This is a genomic window from Streptococcus sp. Marseille-Q6488, assembly GCF_946902925.1.
Taxonomy (GTDB): Bacteria; Bacillota; Bacilli; order Lactobacillales; family Streptococcaceae; genus Streptococcus.
Genome location: NZ_CAMPPZ010000005.1, coordinates 39,555 through 56,398, shown reverse-complemented (window position 1 = coordinate 56,398; position 16,844 = coordinate 39,555). Strand labels below are relative to the sequence as shown.

The following is a 16,844-nucleotide window of genomic DNA, read 5'->3' as shown; positions in this document are numbered from 1 at the left end:
AGCATTTTGTTCATTTTCATTTTCATTTTTTATTTCAATTTATCCACTTCATAGGTATGAACAAGCTCAAGACCTGCAAAGTTCTGCTGGCGGAGGGCTTCGTAGACAATCATGCAGACGGTATTAGACACATTGAGACTGCGGACATGTTCATCATTCATAGGAATACGGAGAGCTTTCTCAGGATGTTCGCGCATAAAGTCCTCAGGCAAGCCCTTGTCTTCGCGTCCAAAGAGAAAATAATGGTCTTCGTCAGTCGATAAATCCACATCAGAATACACTTTCTCAGCAAATTTTGAGATCAGATAGAGTTTGCCCTTCATCTGAGACATGAAATCCTCCAAACTCTCGTAAAAATAAATCTCTAGTTTATCCCAATAATCCAATCCAGCTCGCTTCATCTTGCGGTCATCAATAGGAAAGCCCATAGGCTTGATGATGTGGAGGGGAGAATTGGTCGCAGCGCAAGTACGCGCGATATTGCCTGTATTTTGTGGAATTTGAGGTTCAAATAATACAATGTGATTTGTCATGACTTGCTTCCTTTCACCATTGCAAAAAAATAGCCACACTGCCCGGAGTCAAGCTCAGCAAACAGCGTGGTTAAGGCATCGTTAACTTACCTCACAACAGGTTTGAAGTAAATCAGCGAAACTACTTTCTTAGTATAACACTTTCAGAATCATTGTCAATAGAAACGACTTGATTTTTTCAATTTTTTCAAGCTATTTCCAAGGGTTGTAAAATCGTCCCTGATTCTGCAAGATAAGTAGTAAACTAGCTACTAAAAACAAGGCTGCCAAGAGCAAGGTAAGATAGTCTCCTTTTTTCAAGGCCTGATAACTATACCAAGTGCGTTTTTTCTCTTTCCCAAAGCGACGAAGCTCCATGGCGGTCGCGATAGTATCAATGCGTTCTAGCGAGCTAAAAATCAAGGGTGTAATAATGCGCAGATTGCCTTTGATTCGTTGCATAAGAGAAGCTTTCTTGGATAATTCCATCCCACGCGCTTCCTGAGACATCTTAATGTTAAAGAATTCTTCCTGCAAATCTGGAATATAGCGTAAGGTCAGGCTGACAGAATAGGCAATCTTATAGGGCACACCAATTTGATTTAAACTGGAAGCAAACTGACTAGGGTGGGTTGTCATCAAAAAGATAATAGCCAGAGGAATGGTGCAAAGGTACTTAATGGCCAGATTTAGCAGATAAAAGAGCTCTTGGCTGGTCAGAGTGTAGGCACCGATTCCCTGCCAAATCACACTTCTCTCTCCATAAAGTCCAACCCCATACTCGGGAGAAAAGAGATAGACCATCAAAACGTTTAAAACGGCAAATACCGTCGCAAAAACGGCCACAAAGGAAACATCTTTAAAGCGGATTTCTGACAAATAGAGGAGAAAGACCGAAAAGATGGCAATCAGAACAAGCAGTCTGGTATCATAGCTAATCATAGCCGCCAATGACACGAGGATGAAAAAAAGGAGTTTCCCAGCTCCTGACAAGCGATGAATCACAGTATCTCTATGCTGGTAACCGATTAATTTAGCTTGCATCCTTCTCTCCTTTCTTTGTAAAATGCCGTTAAAGCAAGTGGATCCACGTCTAGTTTCTTGGCCAAGTTGAAGATTGAAGTTTCTTTTAGGTTGGCTTTTACTAACAGTTCAGGATTGCTCAACAGACTAGCTGGATCAGTATCGGCAATCAATTCCCCATCCACCATGACAAGAGCCCGATCCGAATAATCCAGCATCAATTGCATATCATGCGTAATCATGACAATGGTATGACCTTTTTGATGCAGTTTTTCAAGAAATTCCATAATCTCAGTATAGTTCTTCTGGTCTTGACCTGCAGTCGGTTCATCTAAGAGGATAATTTCAGCTCCTAAGACCAAAATTGATGCAATAGTCACACGTTTTTTCTGACCAAATGACAGGGCAGAAATAGGCCAATTACGGAATTCATAGAGGCCACAGATTTTCAAAGTTTCATAGACTCTCGTTTCAATTTCCTGCTCGTCCACACCTCGCAAACGAAGTCCCAGAGCCACCTCATCAAAAATCATATTGGTTGAAATCATTTGATTAGGATTTTGTAGCACATAGCCTACTCGTTCCGCCCGCTCTGCAACAGAATCGCCTTTTATATCCTGTCCTTCCCAAAGATAGCGGCCTTCCGTCTGAATAAAGCTACTTAAGGCCTTGGCAAGGGTTGATTTCCCTGCTCCATTTTTTCCGACAATGGCAATCTTTTCGCCCTTTTTAATATCCAGATGAATGGATTTCAAAATCGGTCTATCATCATAAGAAAAAGACACATCATCTAGTCTAAAAAGTGACTGCAAATCTGGTATCTCTTTTACCAATTCAGTCTGCAACTGAACCTGGCCTTTTGAGATGGACAAGTTGTCCAAATTTGCTAATTGTTCTTCTTTAGCTAAATCCACACCTAATTGACGTAAAGTGGTTAGATAAAGGGGTTCTCGAATTCCATTTTGGGTCAACAGGTCAGTCGCCAATAACTGATCAGGACTCCCATTAAAGAGGATACGGCCATCGTTTATCAAGACAATCCGATCCACAGGACGATGCAGAACGTCCTCCAAACGGTGCTCGATAATAAGAGTCGTCGTCCCCTCCTCCTTATGAATCTGATCAATCAATTCGATAATATCCTGACCTGACTTGGGATCCAGATTGGCGAGTGGCTCATCAAACAAGAGAATCGGACTCTCATCAATCAAGACACCAGCCAGACTGACTCGCTGCTTTTGTCCACCTGACAAATCCTGGGGACGCTGAGACAGTAAAGAAAGAAGGTCCAGCTTTTCAGCCCATTTATGAACACGGCTTTTCATCTCTTCTAGGGCTGTCACATCATTTTCCAGAGCAAAAGCCAAATCTTCTGCCACGGACAAGCCGATAAACTGCCCATCTGTATCCTGTAAAACTGTGCTGACTAAATGAGATTTATCATAGATGCTCATACCAAAGGCTGCTTGACTCTTGATCAAAAATTCTCCAGACATCTGACCCTTGTAAATATTGGGAATAATACCATTCAAACACTGACCCAAGGTAGATTTACCTGACCCAGATGGTCCAACAATTAAGACTTTCTCTCCCTTGTAAATGGTCAAGTCTACCCCTTGCAAGGTCGGTTCTTGTTGTGTTTCATACCGGAAAGAGAAATCCTTCCACTCAATTATAGCTTCTTTCATCTTACTCTCTTCATTCGCTTCTTAGACTTCTATTTTATCATAAATCGAACCCTTCTTGCAGTCTCTTCTCTTAAAATCTTAGCGCCAAAAAGATTCCTATCCTAGCTTACTTTCCTAACTAATCTATAAACATCGAAAAAGACTGGTTGTCCAGCCTTCCCCATCATTTTAGTCCTTTTTCAAACTTCCTGCACGAGTTTGAGTTCCCGCATAGGCAAGCAAGAGAAGAGTTCCTGCAATAGCTACAGATACACCATTAGCAATTCCCGCAACAATCCCTTGGGCAAATACTTTTTCTGCCGCTTCTTGATAAATCACAACATCTCCAAGTGGCGCCAAGACACCCCAAACAAGGGCATTTGCAAGTAGTTGAATGAGGTTAAAAATAAGAATATCTTTCCAGTCAAAGACACCATTGATCACTCGAACGTACTTTCTAAAAAGTCCCACAACTAAACCAAAGAGGCCGCTAGCGATAATCCAAGTCCACCATAGACCATAGCCAGCAAGAGAGTCCTTGATTGCATGACCAATCAACCCGACAAGCAAACCGATAATCGGTCCAAAAATAATAGAAAGTAGCGCTTGTACCGCATACTGAAGCTGGATGCTTGTATTTGGAACAGGGGTCGGAATGTTGATCATCCCGATGACGACAAAGAGGGCAGCGCCAATTCCGACAGCAACAACTTGTTTAATTGTAAATTTGATTTCCATACTATTTATTCTCCTATTTTATGATTCTATTTTCTTTATTTCAATAGTCCAAGATGAACCGACACCCACATTATAGGCCTTGGCAAAGGAACCTTGATTGATAGCCAAACCTAAACGATAGAGAGAGTTGATGTAAAGGATGGGTTGCCCAATTCTCACATCTGCAAATGATTTACCATAGACAACCTGATTTTGATAGACCAGCATATCAGCGTGATAGATAGTCACTTCAAAACGGTCACCGAATGCTGGTTCCAGCTTGTAAAACTCTTCTCGCGTGATAGAGGTCCAAAGCGAACCAAAACGCACATCCAGAATATCAATAGCTCCCTTCACCCGATGATCTTCAATGATGGTCTCTACGACTGGAAGTTCCACAATCTGATCCACACTGAGCTCTGGCCCCACTTCCTCAAAAGTAATGTGACCGCTGGCTAGTTTAGCACCAGTATAAGCATAAACATCACGACCGTGGAAGGTATAAGAATGCTCTGTGTTTTGACGCCTATTAGCTACCTCAGAAATTTCACGAATGGCTACAATACCAACGTGTTTCTTGATAAAAGAAAGAGTCCCATTATCTGGCGTGACAATATATTGATTTTTTGCAGTCTTGGCAACCACACTCTTACGTTTCGAGCCAACACCTGGATCGACCACCGATACAAATGTCGTTCCCTCAGGCCAGTAATCCACCGTCTGAAAGAGACGGTAACTCCCCTCAAAAATATTATAAGGCGTGATATCGTGCGTCAAGTGATGAATTTTTAAGGTTGGAGATTCTTCTAAAGCCACTCCAATCATAGCCGATACCGCACCATCAACCAGACCAAAGTCTGATTGTAATACCAGTAAATTATTATTCATTTTATCTCCTTGTATATCCTTTATCATACCATATTTCAGAGAAAGGTGCTAATAGCTATTTCAATTGATTAGGGTATAGTTTTACCTTATAGCAAATTTCCTACTAAAAACTCTGGTTATTAGCTAGTAGGTGCATTTTTTCTTGAAAAAAGGTATGATAGTTACATAATGAAGAAGTAGGTTTTATTATGAAAATTATCCTTGTCGGAGGGGGAAAAGTTGGTTCTGCCCTCTGTCGCTCCTTGGTTGCAGAAAAGCATGATGTTTTGCTGATTGAGCAAGACGAAGCTGTCCTCAATCATATTGTCAATCGCTTTGATATCATGGGTATCCTTGGTAACGGGGCCGATTTTACCATCCTTGAGCAAGCCAGTGTCCAGGATTGTGATATCTTTATCGCCCTGACTGAATACGATGAAGTCAACATGATTGCAGCCGTTTTAGCCAAAAAAATGGGAGCTAAAGAGACCATCGTTCGGGTGCGGAACCCTGAATATTCTAACTCTTATTTCAAGGAAAAGAATATTCTCGGTTTTTCTCTTATCGTTAACCCTGAGCTCTTGGCTGCCCGCGCTATCGCCAACATCATTGACTTTCCCAACGCTCTATCTGTCGAACGCTTTGCTGGTGGACGCGTTAGCCTCATGGAATTTGTCGTCAAATCCACTAGCGGTCTTTGCCAAATGCCCATTTCTGATTTTCGGAAAAAATTTGGCAACGTCATTGTCTGCGCCATAGAGAGGGATCATCAAATTATCATCCCAAGTGGTGATATGACCATACATGATAAAGATAGAATCTTTGTCACTGGTAACCGTGTTGATATGATGCTCTTCCATAATTATTTCAAATCTCGTGCTGTGAAGAGCCTTCTCATCGTTGGAGCAGGTAGAATTGCCTATTATCTACTAGGTATTCTCAAAGACAGTCGTATCGATACCAAAGTCATCGAGATTAACTCTGAAAGGGCACGTTTCTTTAGTGAGAAATTCCCTAATCTCTACATCGTTCAAGGAGATGGTACCGCAAAAGATATTCTGCTAGAAGAAAGTGCTCAAAACTATGATGCCGTTGCGACTCTAACAGGAGTCGATGAGGAAAATCTGATTACTTCGATGTTCCTTGACAGGGTAGGTGTACAGAAAAATATTACCAAGGTCAATCGTACCAGTCTCCTCGAAATTATCAATGCGCCTGATTTTTCAAGTATCATCACACCTAAAAGCATCGCTGTAGATACGATTATGCACTTTATTCGTGGTCGTGTTAATGCCCAGTATTCAGACCTTCAAGCCATGCACCATCTAGCCAATGGCCAAATCGAAACCCTGCAATTCCATATCAAGGAAGCCAATAAAATGACTGCCAAACCTCTTTCTCAACTGAAACTAAAAAAAGGAGTTCTTATTGCAGCCATCATTCGAAAGGGCAAGACTATTTTCCCTACTGGGGAGGATATGTTGGAAGTTGGAGACAAGCTCCTAGTAACAACCTTGTTGCCAAACATCACCAAGATTTATGACTTAATCGCGAGGTAAGAAATGAATAAAAGTATGATTCGTTACCTCCTTTCAAAGTTACTTTTGATTGAAGCTGTTCTCCTCTTGGTTCCTGTGTCTGTCGCTGTCTATTACCGTGAATCGAGCCAAGTCTTTACAGCCCTCTTTTCGACCATTGGGATTCTCGTATTACTAGGCGGTTCAGGAATTTTACAAAAGCCAAAAAATCAACGGATTTATGCCAAGGAGGGAGTCTTAATTGTGGCCCTCTGTTGGATCCTTTGGTCTTTCTTTGGCGGTCTCCCCTTTGTCTTTGCTAGACAAATTCCCAGTGTTATAGATGCCTTTTTTGAGATCAGTTCTGGCTTTACAACTACCGGAGCAACTATTCTGAACGACGTTTCGGTCCTCAGTCGTTCCCTCCTCTTCTGGCGAAGTTTTACCCACTTGATTGGAGGGATGGGAGTGCTTGTTTTTGCACTTGCTATTATGGACAATGCCAAAAATAGCCACCTAGAAGTGATGAAGGCTGAGGTTCCTGGTCCCGTCTTCGGTAAGGTTGTATCCAAACTCAAAAATACTGCCCAGATTCTCTATCTCCTTTATCTAGCTCTCTTCTCCCTCTTTGTCATCATCTATTATCTAGCTGGTATGCCCCTATTTGATAGTTTTGTCATTGCCATGGGAACAGCAGGTACAGGAGGATTTACCGTCTATAACGACGGAATTGCTCACTATGGCAGCTCATTGATTACCTATCTGGTTAGTATCGGAGTTCTGGTGTTTGGGGTGAATTTCAACCTCTACTACTACCTCATGCTCCGTCGCGTCAAAGCCTTCTTTGGTGACGAGGAACTTCGTGCTTACTTGGTCATTGTACTGCTTTCTACAGGATTGATTAGCCTCAATACCCTCTATCTCTACCCAGGATTTTCAAAGAGCTTTGAAATGGCCTTCTTCCAGGTTTCCAACATCATTACAACAACTGGTTTTGGATACGGAGATATTACCAACTGGCCCCTCTTCTCCCAGTTTATCCTCCTCTTCCTCATGGTAATCGGTGGCTCTGCTGGATCAACTGCAGGTGGACTCAAGATTATTCGAGGCCTCATCCTTTCAAAAATTGCCAAAAACCAAATTTTGTCAATCCTATCGCCCCACCGTGTTTTGACCCTCCATGTTAATAAAACGGTGATTGACAAAGATACCCAGCATAAGATTCTCAAGTACTTTGTCATCTATTCTATGATTTTGCTAGCGCTTATCTTCATTGTCAGCCTAGATAGCAATGATTTTCTGGTTGTGACCAGCGCTGTCTTTAGCTGTTTCAATAATATCGGACCTATCCTAGGAACCACTTCTAGTTTCTCAATCTTTAGCCCTATCTCAAAAATCCTCCTCTCCTTTGCAATGATTGCAGGGCGCTTGGAGATTTATCCTATCTTACTTCTCTTTATGAAGAGAACTTGGTCTAAGAGATAAAATACAAAATCCCTCTTTTTACAATTGTGAAAGAGGGATTTTTATATTAAAAAGGGGGAACGTTTTTAAATCCAAGCCTGTCTGTAAGCAAAGTCCTTACTCAAATAAAAGATGGAAAAACTTACTACACAGCTTGGTAATGCTCCAATACAAATTGTAAGGCTTTACTTGGATTCTTTGTTAAATGAATATATTCCATTCCTCTGGTAGCAACTATCTGAATACCTAATCTTTCTGCATCCACCTTCATCTCTCTATAATAACTCCGAACTTGTGGAGCCAGAATGATCAAATCATAAACACCCATAATATCATAGTGAGCTCCGTACGCTCCTGAATTCGCAATCACTCTAACTTCTGCTAATTGAGCGCCCTCGTTAATTGCATTGGCTAATTGCGCACTTGTTCCAGATCCTGCACAAAGAACCAGTACTTTCAACTCCTTACTTTTTATTTCATCTAACTCACCAGGCATTATTTCACTTGTATCCTCCTCTAAAATAATATCATTTGAACTTGCAACATCTTCTTTCATCAGTAACTGTCTATCATACGCTCTACAGAATGGCAAATAAATCAATATGTCGACAACTAAAATCAAAAATAAAAATACAAAGGAGATAGGTTGAAAATTCGTTCCAATTAACAATCCCAAGGGTCCAGGAAAGGCCCAAGGTAACTGGATATAAAATCCATTCATTCCAAAGAAATCAATAAAGACCTTTCCTAGAAATACATTCACTGGTGGAGTCATCAAAAAAGGGACAAAAAGATAGGGATTCAAAATAACAGGCATACCAAATAGAAGAGGTTCATTTACCGCAAATAAAACAGGAGTAATTGTAGCTTTACCTACCGATTTTAATTGTTTAGACCGCATAAAGAAAATCAAAATAAATGGTACAACAAAGGTAGCCCCCGTTCCTCCGATAGCAGCGATATAATTCCCGAAATTAGGTGTTAAAGAATGATAAGGGAACTGCCCATTTGCAAGGAGTTGAGCATTCTCTTCCATATTGCTTAGTTGTAAAGCTGTAACAGCAGGTAAGACAATAGATGGTCCATGAATTCCAACAAACCAAAGCAAAGCACACATAAACCAAATCAACATCATAGCAGGATATGATTCTGCTCCCTTAAAAATAGGGGTCAATAGTTGTTGAAATACTTGGGCAAAAGGAACATCTAAACTAAACCGAGATACAATATCTAACAAACCACTAATAAGTAAAATAAAAGAAAAAGGAAAAATATCTCTAAAAGCTTGTGATATAGCCCCAGGAACTTCCTTAGGTAAATAAATAGTAATGTCTCGCTTAATACAGAATCGGTAAACATTTACAGTAATAAAGGCACTGACAAACGAAGTTATCAATCCTTGAGATCCTAAATAGTTTGTCGACAAACTTGTAGATCCCGTCTTCTCATCAACTACAAGCGTTACAGTTAATACCAGATAACTACATATGGCCGCCAACATTGCAGAAGTATCATTTATTACCTTTCCAGGAGGCATTTTTCTATTAACATTTCCAGCCAATGACTTTGCAACTGTCCCTGAAACAATAACACCCAAAACTCCCATGGTTAGCATATATACTTTCCTCATCCAGGCAATAGCTGGACTCGGTAACTCTACTCCGAAATTTTTAGGAATCATAATAATAATCATCAAAAAGCTTGAAAACATAATTAAAGGCATAGTAGCAATGAATCCATCTTTAATAGCCATCATATAATTATTAGTAGAAATTTTTTCAAATTTCCCTTGTTGTTTTTCAATGGCAGCGACTAGCTTATCCATAAAACTCCTCCTATAAAAAATTCAACCTCATATTTAAAACATATTAAACATCATTCAAATCGCTAACCTTAATTCCGTTTTAGCCCTTTTACCCAAAGAGCACTTTTCTTAATATATCTCTTCTGTGTTTCATAATCAACAAAGAAAAGACCATATCGCTTATTGTAGCCATTCGCCCAAGAAAATTGATCTTGCAAAGACCATATAAAATAGCCTTGAATATTGACTCCCCTATTTCGAGCCTCTAAAACTTTGTGTAAATGTTGCTCAATATAACGGATTCTCTTACTGTCATCAATAATATCATTCTCGCCCTCTGGCTTAACCTCTTTAAGGGCTGTACCATTTTCAGTTAAATAAATGACCGGATGTTGAGGATATTCTTCTTTGATACGAAGCAACATATCAAATAACCCTTGAGGATAAATATTCCAATCCCAATCTGTTGTCGGAATACCAGGCTTTTTTACAAATTCACCTAGAGCATTTAATTTAAAAGAAGACTGTCCTTTTATTCCTGTTGAATTAAATTCTTGTCTATTTTTACCTTCGTATTCACGAATAAATTCTGAACGATAATAATTCATCCCAAACATCGTATTAAGAGGTGCAGCTCTTTTCATAATTTCTAAATCACCATCTTCAATAATAAAGCTAGAATTATTAGCTTTATTATTGAAGATGGTGGAAAAGCGTGTCATCACTGTAGTACCCCAAAAAAGTTCCATCTAATAGAAACTTATTATTATAAACATCATACCGTTTAGCTGCTAAAATATTTTCTTTTTTCCCATCAATAGAATAGCCTGGTTTTAAAGCATGAATACAACCTATCTCTCCCTCAATTCCTAATTGATGAAATTCGAGGACTGCACGAGCATGCGCCAACAACATATTATGATTCGCTTGAATTGCTTCAGATAATTGAAAATGGTGATTTGGAGGAAACTGACCTCCTATATATTGACCTGCAGCAAGAGACATCAGTTCATTGATTGTAAACCAATGTTTGATTTCTGTAAATTCTTGAAAACAAAAGCGAGCATATCGTATGAAACGATCAATATTCCCTCTATTCAACCAATCCCCTGTTTCTAACATTTTCTGAGGCGAATCAAAATGATGTAAAGAAACAAACGGAATCACATTATGTTTTAAGCAGGACTGAAATACTCTATGGTAATACTGAACAGCCAATATATTAGGCTCCCCATCTATATCAGGAAATATGCGAACCCAAGAAATAGATAAGCGCAAAGCCTGTAAACCATGTTCTGCCGCCAAGGCTATATCTTCTTCGTAACGATGATAAAAATCACTAGCTGGATCTGGTAAGAACGGACTATTTTCTTGCAAATAAACATCCCACATATTTATTCCTTTGCCATCTACCCTAGTTGCACCCTCTACTTGGTAAGCAGCGGTGGCTGCTCCTAATAAAAACTCTTTTGGTAGGGCATTAACCTGTAAATTTTCCATAACCGATCCTCATTGCAAGCCAATGTGTTCTTCAATCTTTCGAATTCGTTCATATTCATCAATAAAAAACTTGACCTGATCATACAATAGCATCGTTGTCATCAAGGTATCTTGACCATGAATCATGATAAAACTCACTTCAAAATTATCTCCAGATGCCTCCTCCGCTAATAAATTAGTCTGTTCTCGATGGGCAGACACTATTGAGTCGTTTGCAGACTCAACCAATTCTCTTGCCTGTTCAAAATATCCATCTCTCGCAAACGCCAAAGCATCCATCAAATCTGACCTTGCATCTCCTGCGTAAGCGACAATTGTAAAACCAAGCATATTTATTTCTTCTTTTGATTTCATCTTTCTTCCTCCTCAATCTTGATCCATCTTTTACACATCATTATTAAAATGACTTCGCTACGATACAAATAGAAAGTTGACCCTAAATATCTTAAAAATCCTTAAATTTCATAATATTTAGGATCAATCTTCTCTGAATACCTTAGTTCATTTTCTATACTTATGATTTATAAGTGGAAACCAGCGTAATTTTTTGCTACTTCAATTACACGATAAACATCCAAATTAGATTGGAATAGTAATTCGTGCCCACGGATATAATTCAACACATTTCTCCATTCATCTTGAGCTTGCCTTGTTTTTCCAGTTGCTTGAAGATATAAAGCCTTCGCCATCTTAACAACATATTCACGATGATAACTGAGCTGTTTCCATTCATCCTTTTGACTATTTAATAACTTAGAAATATTTTCCTCAATAATTGGTAAAAAATTATCAGCTAGATTGTAAGCTATATAATAATGATTCGCTAAAACATCATTTTGACGGCTGCCAATTGCATTAAAATAATCACATGAGGAATAACTAGATAATTTTTCTAAATATTCAACAACAGACTGCCAATTTGACCCATACAAAGCAGAAAAGTATTCTTCAATCAATTCTTCATAACTTCTTGTCTTCTTCCAGAGCATTTGCCCCATAACATAATTAGGAAAATTATGAGGGAATCCGGCACGTAATTCTTGACACGAAATGTACCCGTTCAAATGTAGGTTTGAAAGATAAGATACATCTTTGTAAATAGTTTGACTAATTTTCATATAGCCTAAATCGCCATAATGAGCACGCCCTAAAGGATAGTCATATACGAAACTATCTCCTTTAAATGTTTTTTGCCACTCAAAAAGATAAGATAAATTTTCCTCAAGAGAATTCGGAAGTATAATTTTATTACGCAGATAAGGTTTAGGCGTAGGTATGGAATTGTCAAAATATACATCTGCATAACTCATTTCAAATGTTCTTGTAATCGGTGCAAACATCATGGTAAAGCGTTCAGGATTATCTAATTTTTCTTTCTGAGGTGCCCATAACAACTCATGGTAAAGCAGAAAACAAATCTTTGTATCTAATCCCTCACTCGTTAAAGCCCTATCCAATTGATTGAGAATACGAATATACTGATCCGAAACCAATTCTTGTCTACAGTTTTCGCATTCACAAATATTATTACGAGCATCCGACAACCATACATGTAAGTAGTTCACATCAGGTCTTTTCTTGGCATAATCCTTGATAATTTCTACCATCTTATCAGCTACATCTGGATTTGAAAAATCCAGGCTGGTTAAAATCGGAGCCGTATTAAACAATTCTCGTTTCCCGTTTATTTCAGCGACATAGGGTTTCTTCTCCTCTGAAATACTAAGACCTGATTCCCAGCCAAATTTTGAAGAGTAACCTAAAACTTCACCTGTCCATCCATGACCAACACGATGATGAATAAGACCTCTTTTTTGCAATTCTTTATCCAACCTATCACTCAATTCTTGTACTAATTCATTTGAAAATTGTTCTTTATTTAGATATGGATTAAACTCATGTTCATACCAACGTTTCAAAAAAGAGTAAGGATTTTCAAACTGGATGAAAAAACTGTTCATCCCAATCTTAGGTAGCCAATCAATGAAATCTAGTATATTTTCAAATGAATCCGCTCCCTCTATACATACTCCCCTATGATAGTAACTGGCTGTTTCATCTATAGATAGCTCTTTATCTAAAAAATCTTCAAATCGTAGCTCTGGAACAAAGTCATGTCCGCGCCCTGGTCTAGTATACACAACCCCAAATTCATGAAACATTCGGTAAATTCCAATAAGTAAACCTACAATTGTATTGGACTCAATTCTCCCCTTACCCTTATTTAATGAGATGAAAATATGGTCTTTTCCATCCTCTTTATTGACTAATCCTACAAAAATATCCGCTTCCTTCTCCTCGACAAGTTCTATGTCAGTCTTAAAGACCCGATTCATATAGTAACTTAATTCCTCTAAGGCAAAGCTAGAATAAGTATTTTTCTGTTGATCAAATACTCTGATAACCATCTTATTTCCCTCCAACAGTAGCTTTTTCTTTTTCAAGATTGCGTTTATCTGCAATTTTGAAGAATGGATAATAAATTGCCACAGAAACCAAAATCAAAACAACTTGTAATAGAGCTCCTCGCCAACTAGCCCCTGTCGCAAGGAATCCTCCTATGATCGGTGGCATTGTCCACGGAAGGATTACACCTGTTGTATAAGGTACTAATCCTACAGCCATTGATACATAGGTAATTAAGGCATTGATTGTAGGAGTAGCAATAAACGGAATCAGCATAATCGGATTTAAAACCGTTGGAAACGTAAATAGAATAGCTGTATTGATATTAAAGATAGACGGTATAATAGCTAGCTTACCTAATGTTTTATTCGCACGACTCTTACTAAATAGGAAGAGACAAATTGCAAGACCAATAGTCGCTCCACCGCCACCAATAAATACAAATAAATCTTTAAACGGTAATGTAATAATGTGTTGTAGGGTTTGTCCTGCAGCCACAGCTTCTTGGTTTTCTGTAGTAAATTGTAACCAAACTGGGTCTACAAAAGCATTTAAAACTTGTCCCCCATTAACTCCACAGAACCAAAAGAATGAGTTTACAATAACACATAGAATCATACCTGGAAGCGTTCCTGCAATTAACTTAAGCGGTGTTCCAACAATTGCACCTAAAAGTCCGTTGAGACCTCCTGCAACTCCTGCCGCTTCAAGACCTTTTAAGACCAGAGCCCACAAAACAAAAGTAGTAAAACCAGGTAAAAGAGCTGAAAATGATTTACTTACTACATCTGGGACACCACTTGGCATTTTTATCGTAATTCCGCGCTGGATAAACATACGATAAATCTCCGCTGTAACCAATCCAATAGTAATCGCCATAAACAACGAAGATGCATTCAGGCTAGAAAATGGTATTGCGCCGCCAAATAACTGCTTGACCTGCTCCCCATTTTTATCATAAACCATACTTGAAAAACGAGGTGCCATCAATACAAAACTAGATAAGGCTATAATCCCTGCAGACGGACCATCTGTACCATATCCTTCCGACAACCTGTAGGCAATACCGAAACAAGCGACCAAGGAAATAATCGCTACTGTTGACTGATTCATAGTTGTCAAGATACTTAGCAATCCAACACTATTCAGCCAATTTGTAAAAGCCTCTTGAGGCCAACTGATTAGAATAAGAAATAAAGAGCCGACTAAAATCAAAGGCATTGCCATCATAAATCCTTCACGAATAGCTTTCAAATGCCGTTGGTTGCCAACTTTTTCACCAAACGGAGCGACTTTCGTTTCTAAAAACGTTAAAATATTGTTCATCACCAGAACTCCTTTTTTTATTTTTTATAAATTAAATATACCGCTAATAGAAAGCGTTGTCAATATGTTTTTTTGCTGTTTTTACAATATTTTTTCTTTGTATAGAATAATAATTTTAATTGATTTTTTCTTATGTTTAATATAAAATAAACCAAAGGAGGAAACAAATGATTACAAAACAATCAGCCTTTTTACAAAATAGAGCCACTATACTGGAGTTTCTATATCGAAATCCAGCAACATCTCGTACAGATATTGTTAATGAAACAGGACTTACTCCAGCAACAACGACTAACATCATCAAAGAGCTAAGTGAACAGTCCCTCATATACGAAACTGGTGATGAATTTAGCGAGTTTTCCGGATCTGGAAGACGGAGAAAAACTATTTCTATTACAGATAATATCCCATATGTTGTTGGAGGTATTGAAATAAACGTCCTAGGTATCTTTCTCAGTCTATGTGACTTACAAGGGAAAAATCTTTTCGAGACAGAAATTTTGAATGAAGATTATCCTATTTCAGAAATCAATTCCACCATTACCAATATGATAAAAACAGCTACAAAGTATGTCCCTTTGGAAACAAAATTACTTGGATTTGGCTTATCAATACCTGGACATTATAACAAAGACTCCGGAAGCATCATTACAAACAACCCCATATGGGAATCTTTTAATTTATTAAATGTAATTAAAGATTTCAATTTTCCTTTTATTGTAAAAAATAATATCGATTGTATGGCTATAGGACAATACCTTTTTAATCCACACAATACCCCCGATAACTTTATTTTCCTACACGCTGGATTAGGTATTTACACTTCCTTTTTCACAAAAGAAAAAATAGGAGCCTCTAAAAATCCTTATATCGGAGAAATTGGACACACCATTGTCGAATTGAATGGGCAATATTGTGAATGCGGAAAAAAAGGTTGTTTACAAACATATATTTCGGATGCTTGGTTAATCAAACATGCCCAATTATTATTTAAAAATTCTCAACTAACTGTACTAAAAAGCCTTGTAAAGACTGAAAAAGACATTCATTTAGATACCCTTTTAACAGCTTACAACTTAGGCGACTCCGCTTTACGTCAACAAATTGATAAAGGAGTCAATTTATTGGCCACTTCTATTGCAAATCTTCTCCTCATCAATCCTGCTGATAAAATCTATATCAACAGTCAATTGCTTAATTATCAACCTTTCACTCATGAAGTCAGGGATAAAATCCAAGATCAACTCCACTTTGTTCCCTTTACTCGTAATATAGAAATTGAAATTTTACCTTACAACAAACATCGTGGAAGTATAGGAGCTTGTGCATTAGCTATCGTCGCTTTTTTCATAGAACATAGCAATGTATTACAAGATATTATTTCACCTTAATATATTAGAAATCTATAGACCTGTTTAAATCAACTATAACCTGTAGTAAATATCTCGTTTTAGACAATATGAAAACAAGACGACTTCCATATAGGAAACCGCCTTCTCGCTATGTTGCATGAAACTGTAAAAATAGATGAAATTGATAGCGGTAGTCAGATCAAGAAACATCGTAACTCTAAAAAGTCACAATATATAAGTTCATCCTCGGAAAAATATCATTCTAATTATTGAAATGCCTACATGAAAAGAAACGTTAAATGCTCATAAAACAACGAATACAGGTATCAAAACTGTGACAAAACAAGTCCCTAAATTTACTAAAGACACTGCTCAACTTTACACCTGTAAATGGTTGTTGTATAATAAAGTTACAAAGATGTACGACCACACTGTTATAAATCATAGTGTTCGCGAATATATTACTGATAGCATTTCTACAAATACAAGTAAAGGGATCGGATGAGATTCAAACGAAATATGTCAGTGTTTTGGCATTCCTAGCCTTCATATCATTTAAAGAATTGTATAGATAAAATTTTTCCCAATACAGACACTCGTAACAACTGCTTCATTTTTCTACCAACATATTTAGGAACAGGATAAGATACAAGAGGATCAATCCATAAATCAGTTCTATACCATTCTAA

The 16,844-nt window shown here is 38.0% G+C and carries 12 protein-coding genes and 1 pseudogene; 3 read left to right on the top strand and 10 right to left on the bottom strand.

The genetic code is table 11. From position 1 onward, the window contains the following. Nucleotides 1-29: 29 nt before the first annotated feature. The 5 genes from OVN23_RS01860 to OVN23_RS01840 all read right to left on the bottom strand — a co-directional run bounded on the left by OVN23_RS01860 (nt 30) and on the right by OVN23_RS01840 (nt 4,807). Nucleotides 30-533: a tRNA (cytidine(34)-2'-O)-methyltransferase gene (locus OVN23_RS01860; RefSeq protein ID WP_000181382.1), complete on the bottom strand. Its 504-nt coding sequence runs from the start codon at nt 531-533 to the stop codon at nt 30-32. Between the two features lie 192 nt (nt 534-725). Continuing rightward, nucleotides 726-1,556 carry an energy-coupling factor transporter transmembrane component T family protein gene (locus tag OVN23_RS01855; RefSeq protein WP_267240293.1) on the bottom strand — a complete coding sequence of 277 codons (831 nt, stop codon included), beginning with the start codon at nt 1,554-1,556 and terminating at the stop codon, nt 726-728. Continuing rightward, complete coding sequence (locus tag OVN23_RS01850; protein WP_267240292.1) at nt 1,541-3,223, bottom strand: ABC transporter ATP-binding protein; 1,683 nt, start codon at nt 3,221-3,223, stop codon at nt 1,541-1,543. The genes OVN23_RS01855 and OVN23_RS01850 overlap by 16 nt, the downstream gene beginning before the upstream one ends. A 168-nt stretch (nt 3,224-3,391) precedes the next feature. After that, the gene (locus OVN23_RS01845; protein ID WP_000403162.1) at nt 3,392-3,940 is read right to left on the bottom strand and encodes an ECF-type riboflavin transporter substrate-binding protein; all 549 of its coding nucleotides are present in this window, start codon (nt 3,938-3,940) and stop codon (nt 3,392-3,394) included. Nucleotides 3,941-3,958: 18 nt separating this feature from the next. Continuing rightward, nucleotides 3,959-4,807 carry an S-adenosyl-l-methionine hydroxide adenosyltransferase family protein gene (locus OVN23_RS01840; RefSeq protein WP_173217902.1) on the bottom strand — a complete coding sequence of 283 codons (849 nt, stop codon included), beginning with the start codon at nt 4,805-4,807 and terminating at the stop codon, nt 3,959-3,961. A 188-nt stretch (nt 4,808-4,995) separates the two neighbouring features. Between OVN23_RS01840 and trkA the strand changes: the two genes are divergently transcribed. Together trkA and OVN23_RS01830 are read left to right on the top strand one after the other, a co-directional pair. After that, nucleotides 4,996-6,345: a Trk system potassium transporter TrkA gene (gene trkA / locus OVN23_RS01835; RefSeq protein WP_173217904.1), complete on the top strand. Its 1,350-nt coding sequence runs from the start codon at nt 4,996-4,998 to the stop codon at nt 6,343-6,345. A 3-nt stretch (nt 6,346-6,348) separates the two neighbouring features. Continuing rightward, nucleotides 6,349-7,788 carry a TrkH family potassium uptake protein gene (locus tag OVN23_RS01830; protein WP_173217906.1) on the top strand — a complete coding sequence of 480 codons (1,440 nt, stop codon included), beginning with the start codon at nt 6,349-6,351 and terminating at the stop codon, nt 7,786-7,788. A gap of 124 nt (nt 7,789-7,912) precedes the next feature. On the opposite strand, the gene OVN23_RS01825 is transcribed toward OVN23_RS01830, so the two are convergent. The 5 genes and pseudogenes from OVN23_RS01825 to OVN23_RS01805 all read right to left on the bottom strand — a co-directional run bounded on the left by OVN23_RS01825 (nt 7,913) and on the right by OVN23_RS01805 (nt 14,803). Further along, entirely contained in the window at nt 7,913-9,592 is a 1,680-nt protein-coding gene (locus OVN23_RS01825) for a PTS lactose transporter subunit IIBC (protein ID WP_173217907.1), read from the bottom strand. A 68-nt stretch (nt 9,593-9,660) separates the two neighbouring features. Continuing rightward, nucleotides 9,661-11,071: pseudogene (gene lacG / locus OVN23_RS01820) on the bottom strand (6-phospho-beta-galactosidase). Nucleotides 11,072-11,080: 9 nt separating this feature from the next. Beyond that, nucleotides 11,081-11,425, bottom strand: a complete 345-nt coding sequence (locus OVN23_RS01815; RefSeq protein WP_000836780.1) for a PTS lactose/cellobiose transporter subunit IIA — start codon at nt 11,423-11,425, stop codon at nt 11,081-11,083. 167 nt (nt 11,426-11,592) lie between these two features. Then, nucleotides 11,593-13,479 carry a DUF4838 domain-containing protein gene (locus tag OVN23_RS01810; RefSeq protein ID WP_173217911.1) on the bottom strand — a complete coding sequence of 629 codons (1,887 nt, stop codon included), beginning with the start codon at nt 13,477-13,479 and terminating at the stop codon, nt 11,593-11,595. Between the two features lies 1 nt (nt 13,480). Continuing rightward, nucleotides 13,481-14,803 (bottom strand): PTS sugar transporter subunit IIC, encoded by a 1,323-nt coding sequence (locus OVN23_RS01805; RefSeq protein WP_050090535.1) that lies wholly within the window; start codon nt 14,801-14,803, stop codon nt 13,481-13,483. Between the two features lie 167 nt (nt 14,804-14,970). Here OVN23_RS01805 and OVN23_RS01800 point away from each other — a divergent pair, with 167 nt between their 5' ends. Continuing rightward, nucleotides 14,971-16,194, top strand: a complete 1,224-nt coding sequence (locus OVN23_RS01800; RefSeq protein ID WP_173217913.1) for an ROK family transcriptional regulator — start codon at nt 14,971-14,973, stop codon at nt 16,192-16,194. Nucleotides 16,195-16,844 lie beyond the last annotated feature (650 nt).

What these genes read in the sequence shown, in the direction of transcription:
- OVN23_RS01855 (WP_267240293.1), bottom strand. Translation starts at nt 1,556, where the DNA reads ATGCAAGCTAAATTAATCGGTTACCAGCATAGAGATACTGTGATTCAT.
- OVN23_RS01840 (WP_173217902.1), bottom strand. Translation starts at nt 4,807, where the DNA reads ATGAATAATAATTTACTGGTATTACAATCAGACTTTGGTCTGGTTGAT.
- OVN23_RS01860 (WP_000181382.1), bottom strand. Translation starts at nt 533, where the DNA reads ATGACAAATCACATTGTATTATTTGAACCTCAAATTCCACAAAATACA.
- OVN23_RS01845 (WP_000403162.1), bottom strand. Translation starts at nt 3,940, where the DNA reads ATGGAAATCAAATTTACAATTAAACAAGTTGTTGCTGTCGGAATTGGC.
- OVN23_RS01850 (WP_267240292.1), bottom strand. Translation starts at nt 3,223, where the DNA reads ATGAAAGAAGCTATAATTGAGTGGAAGGATTTCTCTTTCCGGTATGAA.
- trkA (WP_173217904.1), top strand. Translation starts at nt 4,996, where the DNA reads ATGAAAATTATCCTTGTCGGAGGGGGAAAAGTTGGTTCTGCCCTCTGT.
- OVN23_RS01815 (WP_000836780.1), bottom strand. Translation starts at nt 11,425, where the DNA reads ATGAAATCAAAAGAAGAAATAAATATGCTTGGTTTTACAATTGTCGCT.
- OVN23_RS01805 (WP_050090535.1), bottom strand. Translation starts at nt 14,803, where the DNA reads ATGAACAATATTTTAACGTTTTTAGAAACGAAAGTCGCTCCGTTTGGT.
- OVN23_RS01800 (WP_173217913.1), top strand. Translation starts at nt 14,971, where the DNA reads ATGATTACAAAACAATCAGCCTTTTTACAAAATAGAGCCACTATACTG.
- OVN23_RS01810 (WP_173217911.1), bottom strand. Translation starts at nt 13,479, where the DNA reads ATGGTTATCAGAGTATTTGATCAACAGAAAAATACTTATTCTAGCTTT.
- OVN23_RS01825 (WP_173217907.1), bottom strand. Translation starts at nt 9,592, where the DNA reads ATGGATAAGCTAGTCGCTGCCATTGAAAAACAACAAGGGAAATTTGAA.
- OVN23_RS01830 (WP_173217906.1), top strand. Translation starts at nt 6,349, where the DNA reads ATGAATAAAAGTATGATTCGTTACCTCCTTTCAAAGTTACTTTTGATT.